This is a genomic window from uncultured Maricaulis sp. (assembly GCF_963975345.1).
In the GTDB taxonomy this organism is placed as follows: domain Bacteria; phylum Pseudomonadota; class Alphaproteobacteria; order Caulobacterales; family Maricaulaceae; genus Maricaulis.
The window spans coordinates 79,279-93,377 of sequence record NZ_CAXBGE010000012.1; the positions used below are offsets into that span (position 1 = coordinate 79,279).

The following is a 14,099-nucleotide window of genomic DNA, read 5'->3' on the forward strand; positions in this document are numbered from 1 at the left end:
GATTACTGGCCTTTCAGGAGCGGCGCGTGAGAACGTAGTCGACCACTTCTTTGAGAGTGTCTGCCCGCGCGCCGAAAGGTTCAAGGTGATCCTTGGCTTGCGCGGCCAGGTGCCGCGACCGATCCAGTGCGCCCTCAACCCCCAGAATGGTGACAAAGGTGGCTTTTCCTTGACCGGCATCCTTGCCGACCGCTTTTCCTGTATCCGACGCGCTGCCAGTGGCATCCAGCAGATCATCGGTGATCTGGTAGGCCAGACCGAGATCATGCGCAAATCCTTCAAGCGCTCGGCGGATATGCGGTTCCACATCGCGCAGGATGAAGGCGCTCTCGGCGGCAAAGCCGATCAGCGCGCCGGTTTTCATCCGGTGCATGCGGGTGACGATTGAAATATCAAGCTCCTGGCTCTCGCCGAGAATATCAATCATCTGGCCGCCGACCATGCCATAGGCGCCGCAGGCACGTGACAGACGCTCGACCAGCTTGGCCCTAACGCTGCCGCGATTATGGGTGTCCGGATGGGCGAGGATCTCGAAGGCAACGGCCTGTAGCGCATCGCCGGCCAGAACGGCCGTCGCCTCGTCATAGGCGCGGTGCACGGTCGGGCGGCCGCGTCTGAGGTCGTCATCATCCATGCAGGGCAAATCATCATGGATCAGCGAATAGGCGTGGATGCACTCCAGCGCCGAGGCGACGCGCAACAGGCCGCGCTCATCGGCATTGACCAGACGGCCGCATTCCATCGCCAGAAACGGGCGCAAGCGCTTGCCTGGCCCGAGCGCGGCATAGCGCATCGCGGAATTGAGTTGGGCTTCCGGCCCCTCCGCACGGGGCAATAGCGCATCGAGTGCGACCGTGACCCGATCGGCGGCCTCGTTGAGACGCTGTTCGAAATTCTCCATCACGCTTGCCTGTCCTGTTGGAATGAGTCTGCCCTGCGAAATCCGTTACCGGCCTAGTGAAGCCGGGATCCGTTCGGCACGTTTTGATCGGGTGCCATCAGCACAATCTCTCCCTTGCCATCAGAAACGCCGAGAGTCAGCACTTCAGAATGCATCGGACCGATTTGTCGCGGTGGAAAATTCACCACGGCGAGCACTTGCTTTCCGACCAGGCTTTCAGGCGTGTAGTGCGTCGTGATCTGGGCCGAGGATTGTTTCTCACCGAGCTCACCGCCGAAATCGATCCAGAGCCGGATCGCCGGCTTGCGAGCTTCAGGAAAGGCGGCGGTGCGAACGACCGTGCCAATCCGGATATCAAGCTTGAGAAAATCTTCAATCGTCGCGCTCTGACCGCTCACCGGATCAGTCCAGCCCGGCCGGCTCGAGTGCCGGTGCGCCGTCTTCACCACGGACGATTTTCTCGACCTTCAGCTCGGCGTCTTTCAGCTTGCCATCGCAATGGGCACGCAGGGCGGCGCCGCGCTCATAGATCGCAATCGAGCGCTCGAGTTCGACTTCGCCCGACTCGAGTTGTTTCACAATCGCTTCCAGCTCGGCAAGCGCCTGCTCGAAGCTCATTTTTTCGATCTCGGCATTGGGTGCGTCGGGCATCACGATTCTCCTGCAGGCTCGCAACATAGGCAGCCACCCGCCGGGCGGCAATTGCACAAATTATCGGGAACGCAATTCGTATCGGCGGAAAGACCAGTAGTTATCGCCGCCATCGCGCACGCAGTGCCAGCCAAGCGCCCGCAGGTGTGGCCGCAGCATGCGGTTGAACCAGCCATGGGCACACAGCAAAACCGGTCCCGATTTGGCGGCCTCGACCAGAATGCTCGCGGCCAGAGCGGCGCGCGTCTCGGCATCCTTGCGGCTTTCACGTCCGCGCGAAAAGCCCAGCCACCAGGAGCAGCGCGCAAACACGCCCCAAGTCTTGGCCATGAAGCGGCCCGGCATGGCCGGTGGCGGCAGTTCGGCTTCGATGAAACAGGGCTCGATCACCAATTCACGGCCCGGCGCGACGGCACGCGCCGTCTCGATCGCCCGGCGCAATGTGCTGGCAAAGATGATCTGTGCTGCCGCGCCGGCCGCGACCAGATCGTCCGGTGGCACCTGCCCGGCTACCAGGCCTGCGGGCTGATAACACTCATCCCACCAGCTCTCATAGCGGCGCCAATCGAGCACAGCGCTGCGGTCGGCATCGGGCTTGCCGTGCCGGGCAATGGTGATCGGTCCCGGTTGTGACGGGGAAGGCAAATTGTCAGATTGGGTCATCGGCTGGCTGGCGGGGGCCGACACATTCAGACGGTGCGCCCCGTCGCGACCGGCCTGACCAGAACTCATGCCTCGACCAAGGCCTGCACAAAGGCAGCTGCCGAGCGGCCGAGCGCGGGGCAGTCGTATCCGCCCTCCAGCACAGAGACAAGCCGTGATGAGGCAAATTCTGCGGCCAGTCCCGCGAGTTGGCTGGCAGCCCACGCGAAATCGGCCTCCAACAGGGCGAGGCCGCCGGCCGGATCGCGCTCGTGCGCGTCAAATCCAGCCGAGACAAAAATAAATTCCGGCCGGAAGGCGGCCAACGCCGGACGGACCTGCCGGGTGAAGGCGTCACGCCAGGCGGGGCCTTGCGTGCCCGCCATCAAGGGCACGTTGACCACATTGCCATTGAGGCCGGTTTCATCGGCGCTGCCAGTGCCGGGATAGAGGGGAGACTGGTGCAAGGACGCGAACATCACCCGCGTGTCCAGTTCGGCCAAGCATTGCGAGCCATTACCGTGATGGACATCGATATCGACGATCGCTACTCGCGCCAGTCCATGCACTTCGAGCGCATGCAGCGCCGCGATGGCAATTGAGTTGAGCAGGCAAAAGCCCATCGCCCGGTCGGGTTCGGCATGATGGCCGGGCGGACGCGCCAGGCAGAAGGCGGCATCAGCCTCGCCGGCCATAATGCGGTCAACGGCATCGATCGAGGCGCCCGCCGTCGCCAGCGCCGCCCGCCAGGTGTCGCGGCAGACCTTGGTATCAAGATCGAGCGAAACCCACTCATCAGCCGCCGCCGTGTCGCAGGCATCGCGGATACGCTCGATATAGTCGGCGGTGTGGAAGCGCTCGACCGATGCTGTTTCAGCCGGCCTCGCCTCGTGCCAGACCGGCCCCGTCAATGCCGTCAGCGCGTCGCGTGCGGCGAGATAACGGCCCTCATGTTCGGGATGGCCCGGCGGTACGCGATGCATCCGGCTGGCTGGATTGTCGATAACCAGTGTTCTCATGGTGTCAGTCTGTTCTGAATTTCATGGACAACAAACCGTACTGGCAAAAAACCGAATGGCACAGCGGCAATGCTCAGCCGCGACGCACCGTGACGCCGCGCCTAATGCCCCAGCGTCACATTCATGATCTTGACACCCGGGGGGGCCGGCACATCCTCGGGCACGAAGAAATCAGGCAGGAGCTCAATGCCGGGCACATAGCTGTATTGTTCGAAATCACGCTCGCCTTCTGCATAAAGGAAGCTGTCATCGATCAGGAAATTGCCGGTGAAGCTGGCCGCCGGCTTGTTGAGAACGCGATAGGCGGTTTCAGCGAGGATTTCCGGCTTGCGGCAGGCTTTCATCGCTTCATCATCGGCGAGAATGTTGGAAATCGCCGCCGTCGCAACCGCTGTGCGCGGCCAGATCGCATTGGCGGCGATACGGCCCTTGAACTCCTCGCCCCAACCGAGAATGCACAGACTCATCTGATATTTGGCGCTGGTATAGGCGACGTGCGGGCCAAACCACATCGGCCGCATATCGAGCGGCGGCGACAGGGCGATGATGTGGGGATTGTCGGACTTTTCCAGCCAGGGCAGGCATTTCTGCGTCACCATGAAAGTGCCGCGGCCATTGACCTGGTGCATCAGGTCATAGCGCTTCATCGGCACATCAACCGTGCCGCGCGGGAAAATCGCCGAAGCGTTGTTGATCACGGCATCAATGCCGCCGAACCGGGCCACCGCCGCAGCGACAGCCGCCTCAACCTGCGCTTCGTCACGAATATCGCATTTGACAGCCAGCGCCTTGCCGCCCGCCGCCTCAACCGCGTCGGCCGCCGAGTGGATCGTGCCCTCCAGCTTGGCCTGCTGCGTGTCCGACTTCGCGGCGATGACGATATTGGCGCCGTCGCGGGCACAGCGCTCGGCGATCGCCAGGCCAATGCCGCGGCTCGCGCCAGTGATGAATATCGTCTTGTCCTTGAGGCTCATGGCGCTCTCCCGATCCGGTTTCAGACCGTGAGGTTAGAGCGGTATTACAGCCAGTGCCAGACCCGTCCCGACGGACAATACAGCCCCGGCTCGGTACGGCAGCGTGCAAAGGTGAAGGGTACCGTCTCGGCGCGGCCGATCACATGCGACATCGGCACAAAGCCCGGCCCGCCATCGGCGCGGCTATCAGTTGAATTGTCACGATTATCGCCCATCAGGAAAATCCGGTCAGCCGGCACGATGACCGGGCCAAACTCATCGAGGCGTTCGCGGTCACCACGCTCATAAATTTCGTGCGTAAAGCCGCCCGGCAGGGTCTCGACATAATGCGCGACTTCGACGACTTCCGGATAGCCGTGGTGTTGCCGGTAGCTGCGCACATCGACCAGCTCGCGATCGATCAAATTGCCATTGATGTAGAGCCGCCCCTCATGCACCGCGATCTCGTCGCCGGGCAGACCGATCACGCGCTTGATCAGGGTCAGGCTTTGGCGGGTATCGCGCAGCACCACGACATCGCCGCGCTCCGGCACGGCCCAGCCCAGCCGTCCGTCCCAGCTGTCAGGCAGTTGGTCACCCAACCCCAACGGCAAGGAGTGGCGCGAATAGCCATAGGCCCATTTCGACACCAGAATACGGTCGCCGACCTCAAGCGTCGGCTGCATGCTCTCGGATGGGATGTAGAAGAAAGCAAACGCGACCGAGGTCATCGCAAACCACAGCGCCGCGACGCCGGCGAGGAAGCGCACGGTGTCACGCGCCTCGCCCAACCCGCTCCGCGCCCAAGCCGGCAGATGCCGTGCGATTTCCTGCAGCCGGTTCATTTCACAAACCCTGCCAGACGCGGCCGGTCGGGCAATACATCCCCTCTTCGGGGCGGCAACGGGCGAAGGTGAACAACACCGTTTCGGCACGCCCGACCACATTGGCCAGCGGCACCAGACCCGGCCCCGGCGATGCGCGGCTGTCACGCGACGCATCGCGATTATCGCCCATCACGAAGACCGTGCCCGGCAAGACTGTCACTGGACCGTAATTGTCGAGTTCATGGGTATCGTCCCGCTCATAGATCGGATGCGAGCGATCACCGGGCAGGGTCTCGGTATAATGGGTGACCGTCTGGACGCGCTGCGAAGAATTTTCGCGGTAATTGCGAATATCGTCGAGCACGCGCGGCGGCGCCTCACCATTGATGTAAAGCCGACCCTCGCGCACTTCGATCACATCGCCGCCGATGCCGATAACGCGCTTGATCAGATTGCGCGGCGGGCTCTGGCGCTCATCGCGAAACACGATCACGTCACCGCGACGCGGCTGCGACCAGGCGAGGCGCGCATTCCAGTTGTCCGGCAACATATAGCCAATGCCGAGCGGCAGAGAATGGCGCGAATAGCCATAGGCCCATTTCGACACCAGCACCCGGTCGCCCACTTCCAGCGAGGGCTGCATGCTTTCGGATGGGATGTGAAAAGCGGCGAAACCGAAGGTGACAAGGCCGGCCCAAACCGCAGCGACTCCGACCAGAAAGCGGGCGGTCTCAACGGCTTCTTCGGCGGCGCGGCCCGCAAGGCGTTTGATGACAGAATTCATTTCAGCTTCACCGCGGTTCCGTAGGCGAGAATTTCCGCTGTCCCCTCCATTACGGTCGAGGTAGCGAGGCGGAAGGTGATGATCGCATCGGCGCCAAGTTCTTCGGCATGGCGCACCATGCGATCCAGCGCCTGCTCGCGCGTCTCGGAGAGAAGCTGCGTGTATTCAGGCACTTCGCCGCCAACGAGATTGCGGAGCCCGGCAATAAAATCGCGCCCGAAAAACCGCGCCCGGACGACATTGCCGCGCGCCACACCGACCACCCGGTCGATTTCGCGGCCCGGAACCGTGTCAGACATCGTTACGATCAAACTCATTTCGTCTTCCCTTCCACAGGCCAGTCATCGTCGTCTTCATGACAGGTTTGCAGATACAAGATCGCAACACCTGCTGCCGGGATAGCGACCACGCCGACCCAAGCGATGTTGTAAGGATAGGCCAAGCGCCAGCCGACCAACAGGTCGAGCACCAGCAGGACGAGATAAATCGCCAGCCCGACGGCCAGCAGGGCCAGCCCGCCGTGATCGTGCATCCACTTCCACACTGTCTGAATCATGTCTGCGAGCACCCTGAAACCGGTCCTGTCTGCCGCATACGCCGAAATTGGGGTATAACCAAGAGTGTGACCGTTGGCAGCGCCAATTTGCACCATGGCGTGGCATCGTGGTCGCACCGGGACCACTACGGCTCTATTCCCCCTTGGCCCGCGCCCGCACATCAGAGAAGCTGCAGATTGAAGGAGACGACCCCATGACCCAGACCATTTACGAACCGGAAAACGGCCAAGCCACCGAGCGTGACGAGCGTCTGATGGCCGGGCTGGGCTACGTCCTGATCCTGGTCGGCAATATTATCGGCGTCACGACGCTGATCGCCGTCATCCTCGCCTATGCGCGCAAGGATGCCGCGCCGGGCTGGCTACATTCCCACTACGTGTTCCAGATCCGCACTTTCTGGGCCGCCGTGATCGGCATCCTCGCCTGCTCGCTCCTGGTTGCCACCGTCATCCTCTCCCCCTTCGGCCTGCTCGGTTTCGCCCTGATCTGGCTGTGGGTGCTGGTCCGCTCCATCATTGGCCTGATCCGACTGATCGATGGCCGCGGCAATGCCGACCCGCAGGGCTATTGGGTTTAAGCACAGGCGCTGGGAAAAGGGGGACGGGTATAATCAACGCGCACTCAAGCCGGTTTGGCCATCAGGCTGCCGCAGCGCGTGCGCGTTAATTATACCCGTCCTCTTTTTCTGGCGCGGCGCACGCGGCAGGGCCATTCACAAGCGTGGATCGAAGCGGGCCATTTATTCCAGCCTCTTCTTCAAGAGAAAAGCGTCACATATTCGAATGTATTTGCATATTTATGAAAGTGCGGCTATGTTAACAACTTGAGATAGCGAACCATAGATTTCCCCGAAAATCTGACATTATTTCCAGACGGGCAATCCATGTCGGTTGGCTATCAAGAGGCTATTTGAAAGTTTGAAACCATGACTCTCAGCGGATTACTAATCTGGTTGTTTATCGGCGCCGTTGCCGGTTGGCTCGCTGGTCTCATAGTCAAAGGCTATGGCTTCGGTCTGCTCGGCAATATCGTGGTCGGCATCGTCGGCGCCTTCGTCGGCGGCTGGCTGTTCAGCGTGCTGGGCATCGTTGCCCTGCACGGGATTGTCGGCGCGATCATCGGTGCCACAGTCGGCGCCGTCGTCGTTCTGTTTCTGCTCAGCCTGGTGCGACGCGCCTGACACTTTGGCTACAGCCGCGCTTCAAGCGCGAATTTCAAGAATATCACGCTGCCATTTATTCCATCTGGCAGTGTGATTGAACCGATGGCGCTTCGCCATCACTGGAGACTCACATGCGTATTTTGGCACTGATTTTGTTTAGCTGTGTATTTTTGACCTCTTGTCAGACCCTCAAGGGTGCCGGCGACGATATCCATGACGCCGGGGACGTTCTCGATGACATCGTCAACGACGGCTAGGCCCTTCGGGGTGCCGACCCGGGGCCCATCCCGACCGGCTTGAGACGCCACGCCGCCCTGCGTCCGGTTGCCCCCGGGCGTAGGGCGTCATCCTCGTGTCTGTTTTTCAGGGCAGAAGTCCGGCGCGGCGCAATTGCGGGGCATAGGTGCGGCTGATCGGAGCTTTGAGCCCGCCAACGATCTCGGCTTCGCCCGAGCCCCGGCTGAAACTGGCCCCGCATAAGCTCCCCGCCGCGACCCACCACGAACGATGCAGGCGATAGCCGGCCCGGTCCGAAACCAGCTTCATGGCGTCGGCAAAACGGATCAGGACCAGATCCGAGCCGGCGCTGGTATGGATGCGGACATAATGATCCTCAGCCTGCAACGCCAACAACTCGGCCTGACGCAGGCCGGCGGGCAGTTTCTCGCCCAGCCCCGCTGGGGGCGATCTATCGGCAAGGCTGACGGGCTCGACCGGATCGGATTGGACCGGGCCGGGATCGGCCGCCACCGCGACAACATCCGGTGCCAGCGCCAGCCGCAATAGGCGAAGCAGCGCGGCCATCGGCAAAACAATGAAGCCGACATTGATCCAGGCGGCCGGAAATCTGGTGACCCCGGTGACGTCATTTCGGGCCCCAAACAGCGCCGCCTCAACCATGGCGACGATCACCCCCTGGGGCAGGGTCGCCAAAAGCGTGACCACGCCAAGGGAAATCCAGTAGCCCTGCACGGCGGCCGGGGCGTGGCGCGCATAGAGTGTTTCGGCCAGGATCACGACGATCCCGCCGGCCACCATCACCACACCCCAATAGATGTAACGCAGGCCGGCCGGCGCCTGTTCAGTGCCATAGACACCGGTCACCGAGAAAAACACCCCGACTGCGAGCATCAGACCGAGTTCGAAGGGCCAGGTTCCGTAGCGCGGCAGATATGACCGATGAGGTTTCATGGAAACAGCCCTGCAGCGAGGCCAAGCCCCGGTCAAATTCGCACGTTTCGCGTTGCGCGAAGCGTGCGGCGCGACGGCTCACGAAATTCGCTGACCACCCCGCGCATACTGGCTTGCAAGCCGGGAGGCCTGCCGCGAAGTCCCTGACACCTGAGTGTTGATGGAGTTCTAGATGTCTCTTTTTGAAAAGGCCAGCTATTCGGTCCTGGTGTTTCTGTGTCTCGCCGTGGCCCTCTATGCGTCGGTCTATTACCTGCCCGCGTCCTGGTTGGAGATCGAAGGTATCCTGCTGCTGATCAACGGCTTTGGACCCGGACTTCTGGCGCTGCACGCCGGCGCGGCATCGATTGCCATTGTGCTCGGACCGTTTCAGTTCCTGCCGGGCCTGCGGCAGCGACGGCCGCGCGTACATCACCTGATTGGCCGGCTCTATGTTACGGGCTGCTTTCTGGGCGGGCTTTCCGGCCTCGGCCTGGCGATCGGGACGACATTCGGCCCGCTCGTCACCATCGGCTTTGGTTCCATGGCAATCGCCTGGCTATATACGACATTTCGCGGCATCCATGCCGCCATGTCGGGGCAGTTTCAGGCCCACCGCCGCTGGATGCTTCGCAGCTTCGCCGTCACACTCGCCGCGGTCAGCCTGCGGATATTTCTGCCTCTCATGCTGATGTCCGGCGTCGAGTTCGCGCACGCTTATCCGTTCATCAGCTACGCCTGCTGGATCCCAAACCTGGTCCTCGTCGAAATCTGGATCAGACTGCGGACCTCGCCCCTCAATCCAGCCCGAACCCCACATCCGAGATCATCTCCACGCCCATCGTGATGTCGTCGACGCGGGCGTGCGCGAGGGTGAGGACGGATTCGCCGTAGAAGCCGGCCAGGGCGATGCGTTGGGCGGCGAAGACCGGGTCGCCGAGCTTGTCTTTCTGGCGGCGCCGCGCCGCGACGGCGCCAATGCAAAGCATCCAGCCGCCAATGACTTCGCCGGCCAAGGTCAGGAATGGCGTTGCGCCCGCCAACACATCGGCCGGATCGGCGGTTTGCAGCCAGGTCGCCGCTTCGCGCAGAGAATCGAGACCCTCCTCGAGGCGTTCGGCCAACAGCGGCAAATCGGGATGGCTTGAGGTGGAGCAGGCCTCAATCGTCAATTCGATATCGGCATAGAGTTCGGTGAAGGCGGCGCCGCCCTGCATGTTGAGTTTGCGGCCGGCCAGATCCATCGCCTGGATCGCATTGGTGCCTTCATAGATCGGCGTGATGCGGGCATCGCGCAAATGCTGGGCTGCGCCGGTCTCCTCGATATAGCCCATGCCGCCATGGATCTGGATCCCCATCGAAGCAACCTCGACGCCGATATCGGTCGCCCAGGCCTTGGCAATCGGCGTCAGCAATTCCTCGCGGCGCTTGGCGGCAGCGCGTTCGTCCTCATCTTCGGCGAATTCCGACAAATCAGCTGCGACGGCGCAAGCCATGCAGATGGCACGGGCAGCGGCGATCTTCGACTTCATCAGCGCCAGCGAACGCTGGATATCCGGATGCAGGATGATCGCGTGTGGACCCGGCCCCTTGCCATCAATCGCCTTGCCCTGCTTGCGCTCTTTCGCGAAGGCGAGCGCCTGTTGATAGGCGCGCTCGGCAATGCCGACGCCTTGGACGCCGACATTGAGCCGGGCCGAATTCATCATCGTGAACATGGCTTTCATGCCGGCATTTTCCGCACCGATCAGCCAACCCTTGGCACCGGCATACTCCATCGTGCAGGTCGGGGAGCCGTGAATGCCCAGCTTGTGTTCCAGCCCGATCGCCTTGACGCCATTTCGGCTGCCATCATCGAGGATTTTCGGCACAATGAAGAGCGACAGGCCCTTGGTCCCGGCCGGAGAGCCCGGCGTGCGGGCCAGCACGAGGTGCAGGATATTGTCGGCGCAATCATGCTCGCCCCAGGTGATGAAGATCTTCTGGCCCGAGACGGCCCAGCTCCCATCGCCATTCGGCTCGGCCTTGGTGCGCAGCGCGCCGACATCGGAGCCGGCCTGCGGCTCGGTCAGATTCATCGTCGCCGACCATTCGCCATTGAGAAGCTTGGGCAGGTAGGTCGCGCGCTGCTCATCGGTGCCGTGCACCAGCAATACCTCGATCGCGCCATAGGTCAGCATCGGGCCCAGGCCGAAGGCCATATTGGCCGACTGCACCATTTCCAGCGTCGCAACACCGAGCGCGCGCGGCAGGCCCATGCCGCCGGCGGCGGTGGGGAATTGCAGGCCTTGCCAACCGCCTTCAACGAATTTGGCATAGGCCTGTTTGAAGCCGGTCGGCGTGGTGACAACGCCATCGGCGAGTTTGCAATGCTCGGCATCGCCAACCTTGTTGAGCGGGGCGAGCACGTCATTGGCCAATTTGGCTGCCTCTTCCAGGATGGCGAGGGTGATGTCATCGGTGAAGTCCGGAAAGGCGCCGGTCGCCTTCAACACATCGACGGCAGCGACTTCCACAAGCGTAAAGCGAAGCTCGTCCACGGGTGCGCGATAACTCATGCCATCTCTCCTGAAATCCGGGCCACAGGATAGCCTGCGCGGCCAAACATGCGAGCCCGGAAACAGTGTTTTTCTCTCCATCGGGCAGAAGCCGCTTTTCAGGCGAGAATCAATCACTATCATCGCCGCGATGCTGACCCGCCCCATCCTCGTTCTGGCCCTGCTCGCACTGACCGCCTGTGCCACGCCGAGCACCGATCCCCAGCGCCTGCCCGCTGGCAGCTGGACGCTCGATACCGAACATGCCAGCGTGGTCTGGCGCGTGCGCCATCTCGGCCTGTCCTGGTACACGGGACGGTTCGACACGCTCTCCGCCAGCCTCGATTTCGACCCGGCCCACCCGGAGGCCGCACAGCTGACAGCGATCATCGATGCCGCCTCGCTTTCCTCGGGCCATCCCGATCTCGACCGCACACTCGCGAATGGTTGGCTGCACGCGGCGCAAAACCCGCAAATTGTCTTCACCAGCGAGCGGATCGAGGTTGTGGACGCGACGCACGGCCGCGCCACCGGCCAGCTTGTGATGAATGGCCGGTCTGTAGGCGCGGTCATGACGATTGAGTTTTATGGCGGAAGCTTCAACATGCTGGCTGGCGACGACACGGTCGGATTCGCGGGCGATATGGTGATCGACCGCTCTGATTTCGCCGTCGGCAGCCTTCCGGCCTCGATTGTCGGCCAGGAGATACGCATTCACATTGAAGCCGAATTTCTGCGGCTGGGAGCCCATTCATGACTGAGAGCAAGAATTATACGTCCGTCGCCATCATTCTTCACTGGACCCTCGCAATCCTTCTGATCGGCATGGTGTTTTACGCATGGCATATGGACGATCTGCGCCAAGCCTTGCGGGCCCAGACAGATGGCGTGACGCTGGCAGACGTTCAATTCGCGGTGAATGCCCACAAGACTGTCGGCATGCTGGTCCTGTTACTCAGCTTTGCCCGGCTCGGCTGGCGTTTCGCGCACACGCCGCCAGCAATGCCGGTCGGCATGGCCGGTTGGGAAAAGCTGGTGGCCAGCCTGACCCATATTGCCTTTTACGTGCTGATGGTTGGTATGCCTTTGCTGGGCTGGGTCGCAGCGTCGACAAGCCAGGCCCCCTCGATGATGTTCAACAATCCCGATCTCATTCTGCCGCGCCTTCCAGTGTCGCAGGACCACGATTTCCACGAGCTGGTTGGCGAGATCCACGGCAAGGGCGGCTGGGCGATCCTGATCCTCGCCGGCCTTCATTTCGCCGCAGCGATCAAGCATCAATACCTCGACAAGGACGGGCTGATGCGTCGCATGCTGCCCTTCATGAAAGGCTGATTTGATGCGTTGTGTGTTGCGTGCGTTTGCCGCCGGAGCCGTGCTGGCCTTGGGCGTATGGCCGGCTATGGCGATGGCCCAGGACTGGACGGTCGATAGCGCCGCCAGCTCGCTCCGCTTTGAGACGATGGGCTATGACGGCCCGCTCTCGGGCCAATTTGTCAGCTGGAGCGCGAACATCTCGCTCGATCCCGACGCCCTCGACACAGCCACGATCTCGGCCCGGGTCGAAACCGCGACCGCGCACACCGATGCCGGCAGCGAGATCGACGACAGCATCACCGGCGAGGACGGGCTGCAGAGCGCTGGCCATCCACTGGCCGAGTTTCAATCCAGCGACGTGCGGGCGACTGCGGATGGCTATGAGGCCGTCGGCGTAATGACGATCCGCGGCACGCCGCAGCCGGTCACTCTGCCCTTCACCCTCGCCATCACAGACGGTCACGCCATCGCCGATGCCCGCCTGGTGATTGCCCGCGCCGATTACGGCATCGGTGCCCGCAGCTGGGGCACGATCGCCGCCGAGGTCACACTGGTGCTGCATATCGAGGCCGATGCGGCGATGTAGGCTTGCCTCGTCATACCTCCTGACGCTAGCTCTGCGCCATGACCGCACCCATCCAGCCCGCCGACAGCCCTCACGCGATTGCCCGCGCCGCCACCTTCTTGCGCGAGGGTGGTCTGGTCGCGATGCCGACCGAGACCGTCTACGGCCTCGCCGCCGATGCCAGCAATGCCGCAGCCGTCGCCCGGCTTTATGCCGCCAAGGGCCGGCCACGCTTCAATCCACTGATCGCGCATGTCACCGGTGCCGCGATGGCGCAGACGTTGGTGGCTTGGCCCGATCTGGCCGGCGAGCTGGCAGCAGCCTTCTGGCCCGGCCCGCTGACCCTGGTCCTGCCCAAGCTCGCAGAAGCTCCGATCTGCGATCTCGCCAATGCCGGGCTGATGAGCGTTGCGATCCGCGCGCCCGGTCATCCCGGCGCACAAGCGCTGCTGACGGCGTTCGGCGGCCCGCTGGTGGCGCCAAGCGCCAACCCATCCGGCAGCGTCAGCCCGACCACGGCGCGCCATGTTAGCGACGGGCTGGGCGACAGGCTCGACCTGATCCTCGATGGCGGTGCCTGCACCGTTGGGCTGGAATCAACCGTCATCGCCATTCTCGACGGCCGCGCCACCCTGCTGCGTCCCGGCGGATTGGAGCGTTCCCGGATCGAGGCCATCACCGGGCCGCTCGCCAGCGCTGGTCAGGGCGATGCGCCGGCCAGTCCCGGCATGCTGGCCAGCCATTACGCGCCGCGAGCGCCGATCCGGCTCGATGCGACCCACGCCGAGGCCGGCGAAGTCCTGCTTGGTTTCGGCGCCATCGATGGTGATCTCAACCTCTCGCCCAACGGCGATCTGACCGAAGCCGCCGCCCGCCTGTTCTCAGCCCTGCGTGAAATGGACGCGCGCGGCCCGAAACATATTGCCGTTGCGCCCATTCCCGACGAAGGTTTGGGCGAAGCGATCAATGACCGCCTGCAACGCGCCGCCGCGCCGAGGACAGGTCCATAACGAG

Annotated in this window: 20 protein-coding genes; 8 read left to right on the forward strand and 12 right to left on the reverse strand. The window is 62.7% G+C overall.

The genetic code is table 11. From position 1 onward, the window contains the following. Positions 1-13: 13 nt before the first annotated feature. The 10 genes from AAC029_RS13245 to AAC029_RS13290 form a co-directional block, all read right to left on the reverse strand. Positions 14-901 carry a polyprenyl synthetase family protein gene (locus AAC029_RS13245; protein ID WP_339748737.1) on the reverse strand — a complete coding sequence of 296 codons (888 nt, stop codon included), beginning with the start codon at positions 899-901 and terminating at the stop codon, positions 14-16. A gap of 53 nt (positions 902-954) precedes the next feature. Then, positions 955-1,299 carry a tRNA-binding protein gene (locus AAC029_RS13250; RefSeq protein WP_339748580.1) on the reverse strand — a complete coding sequence of 115 codons (345 nt, stop codon included), beginning with the start codon at positions 1,297-1,299 and terminating at the stop codon, positions 955-957. Between the two features lie 4 nt (positions 1,300-1,303). After that, entirely contained in the window at positions 1,304-1,552 is a 249-nt protein-coding gene (locus AAC029_RS13255) for an exodeoxyribonuclease VII small subunit (protein ID WP_339748583.1), read from the reverse strand. 60 nt (positions 1,553-1,612) lie between these two features. Further along, positions 1,613-2,284, reverse strand: coding sequence for a histidine phosphatase family protein (locus AAC029_RS13260; protein ID WP_339748585.1), 672 nt, complete (start codon positions 2,282-2,284; stop codon positions 1,613-1,615). After that, positions 2,281-3,213, reverse strand: a complete 933-nt coding sequence (locus AAC029_RS13265; RefSeq protein ID WP_339748587.1) for a histone deacetylase family protein — start codon at positions 3,211-3,213, stop codon at positions 2,281-2,283. Before AAC029_RS13265 ends, AAC029_RS13260 begins: the two co-directional genes overlap by 4 nt. A 101-nt stretch (positions 3,214-3,314) precedes the next feature. Further along, positions 3,315-4,187 carry an NAD(P)-dependent oxidoreductase gene (locus tag AAC029_RS13270; RefSeq protein ID WP_339748589.1) on the reverse strand — a complete coding sequence of 291 codons (873 nt, stop codon included), beginning with the start codon at positions 4,185-4,187 and terminating at the stop codon, positions 3,315-3,317. A gap of 44 nt (positions 4,188-4,231) precedes the next feature. Further along, on the reverse strand, positions 4,232-5,011 hold the full coding sequence (lepB, locus tag AAC029_RS13275) for a signal peptidase I (RefSeq protein ID WP_339748592.1): 780 nt from the start codon (positions 5,009-5,011) through the stop codon (positions 4,232-4,234). A 1-nt stretch (position 5,012) separates the two neighbouring features. Beyond that, positions 5,013-5,777 carry a signal peptidase I gene (gene lepB, locus AAC029_RS13280; RefSeq protein ID WP_339748594.1) on the reverse strand — a complete coding sequence of 255 codons (765 nt, stop codon included), beginning with the start codon at positions 5,775-5,777 and terminating at the stop codon, positions 5,013-5,015. Beyond that, positions 5,774-6,094: a YbjQ family protein gene (locus AAC029_RS13285; protein WP_339748597.1), complete on the reverse strand. Its 321-nt coding sequence runs from the start codon at positions 6,092-6,094 to the stop codon at positions 5,774-5,776. Before AAC029_RS13285 ends, lepB (AAC029_RS13280) begins: the two co-directional genes overlap by 4 nt. Next, positions 6,091-6,333, reverse strand: coding sequence for a hypothetical protein (locus AAC029_RS13290; protein WP_339748599.1), 243 nt, complete (start codon positions 6,331-6,333; stop codon positions 6,091-6,093). The genes AAC029_RS13285 and AAC029_RS13290 overlap by 4 nt, the downstream gene beginning before the upstream one ends. A 194-nt stretch (positions 6,334-6,527) precedes the next feature. Here AAC029_RS13290 and AAC029_RS13295 point away from each other — a divergent pair, with 194 nt between their 5' ends. From AAC029_RS13295 to AAC029_RS13305, 3 genes are all read left to right on the forward strand, one after another. After that, positions 6,528-6,911 carry a hypothetical protein gene (locus AAC029_RS13295; RefSeq protein WP_339748602.1) on the forward strand — a complete coding sequence of 128 codons (384 nt, stop codon included), beginning with the start codon at positions 6,528-6,530 and terminating at the stop codon, positions 6,909-6,911. A 348-nt stretch (positions 6,912-7,259) separates the two neighbouring features. Continuing rightward, entirely contained in the window at positions 7,260-7,514 is a 255-nt protein-coding gene (locus tag AAC029_RS13300) for a GlsB/YeaQ/YmgE family stress response membrane protein (RefSeq protein WP_339748605.1), read from the forward strand. 113 nt (positions 7,515-7,627) lie between these two features. Then, positions 7,628-7,753 (forward strand): hypothetical protein, encoded by a 126-nt coding sequence (locus AAC029_RS13305; RefSeq protein WP_339748608.1) that lies wholly within the window; start codon positions 7,628-7,630, stop codon positions 7,751-7,753. Positions 7,754-7,859: 106 nt separating this feature from the next. Here the strand turns inward: AAC029_RS13305 and AAC029_RS13310 are convergent, their stop codons facing one another. Then, positions 7,860-8,687, reverse strand: a complete 828-nt coding sequence (locus tag AAC029_RS13310; protein ID WP_339748610.1) for a LytTR family transcriptional regulator DNA-binding domain-containing protein — start codon at positions 8,685-8,687, stop codon at positions 7,860-7,862. 172 nt (positions 8,688-8,859) lie between these two features. Here AAC029_RS13310 and AAC029_RS13315 point away from each other — a divergent pair, with 172 nt between their 5' ends. Next, positions 8,860-9,513, forward strand: a complete 654-nt coding sequence (locus tag AAC029_RS13315; RefSeq protein ID WP_339748612.1) for a DUF2306 domain-containing protein — start codon at positions 8,860-8,862, stop codon at positions 9,511-9,513. Here the strand turns inward: AAC029_RS13315 and AAC029_RS13320 are convergent. Further along, the gene (locus AAC029_RS13320; RefSeq protein ID WP_339748615.1) at positions 9,464-11,224 is read right to left on the reverse strand and encodes an acyl-CoA dehydrogenase; all 1,761 of its coding nucleotides are present in this window, start codon (positions 11,222-11,224) and stop codon (positions 9,464-9,466) included. The two genes, AAC029_RS13315 and AAC029_RS13320, sit on opposite strands and share 50 nt — an antisense overlap. A gap of 130 nt (positions 11,225-11,354) precedes the next feature. Between AAC029_RS13320 and AAC029_RS13325 the strand changes: the two genes are divergently transcribed. The 4 genes from AAC029_RS13325 to AAC029_RS13340 are packed head-to-tail and all read left to right on the forward strand — an operon-like array spanning position 11,355 to position 14,095. Beyond that, positions 11,355-11,960 carry a YceI family protein gene (locus tag AAC029_RS13325; RefSeq protein ID WP_339748617.1) on the forward strand — a complete coding sequence of 202 codons (606 nt, stop codon included), beginning with the start codon at positions 11,355-11,357 and terminating at the stop codon, positions 11,958-11,960. Then, on the forward strand, positions 11,957-12,538 hold the full coding sequence (locus AAC029_RS13330; protein ID WP_339748621.1) for a cytochrome b: 582 nt from the start codon (positions 11,957-11,959) through the stop codon (positions 12,536-12,538). The genes AAC029_RS13325 and AAC029_RS13330 overlap by 4 nt, the downstream gene beginning before the upstream one ends. A gap of 4 nt (positions 12,539-12,542) precedes the next feature. Next, entirely contained in the window at positions 12,543-13,106 is a 564-nt protein-coding gene (locus AAC029_RS13335) for a YceI family protein (RefSeq protein ID WP_339748624.1), read from the forward strand. A gap of 38 nt (positions 13,107-13,144) precedes the next feature. Next, a complete protein-coding gene (locus tag AAC029_RS13340; protein WP_339748626.1) occupies positions 13,145-14,095 on the forward strand; it encodes an L-threonylcarbamoyladenylate synthase in 951 nt (316 codons plus the stop codon). Positions 14,096-14,099: the final 4 nt, after the last annotated feature.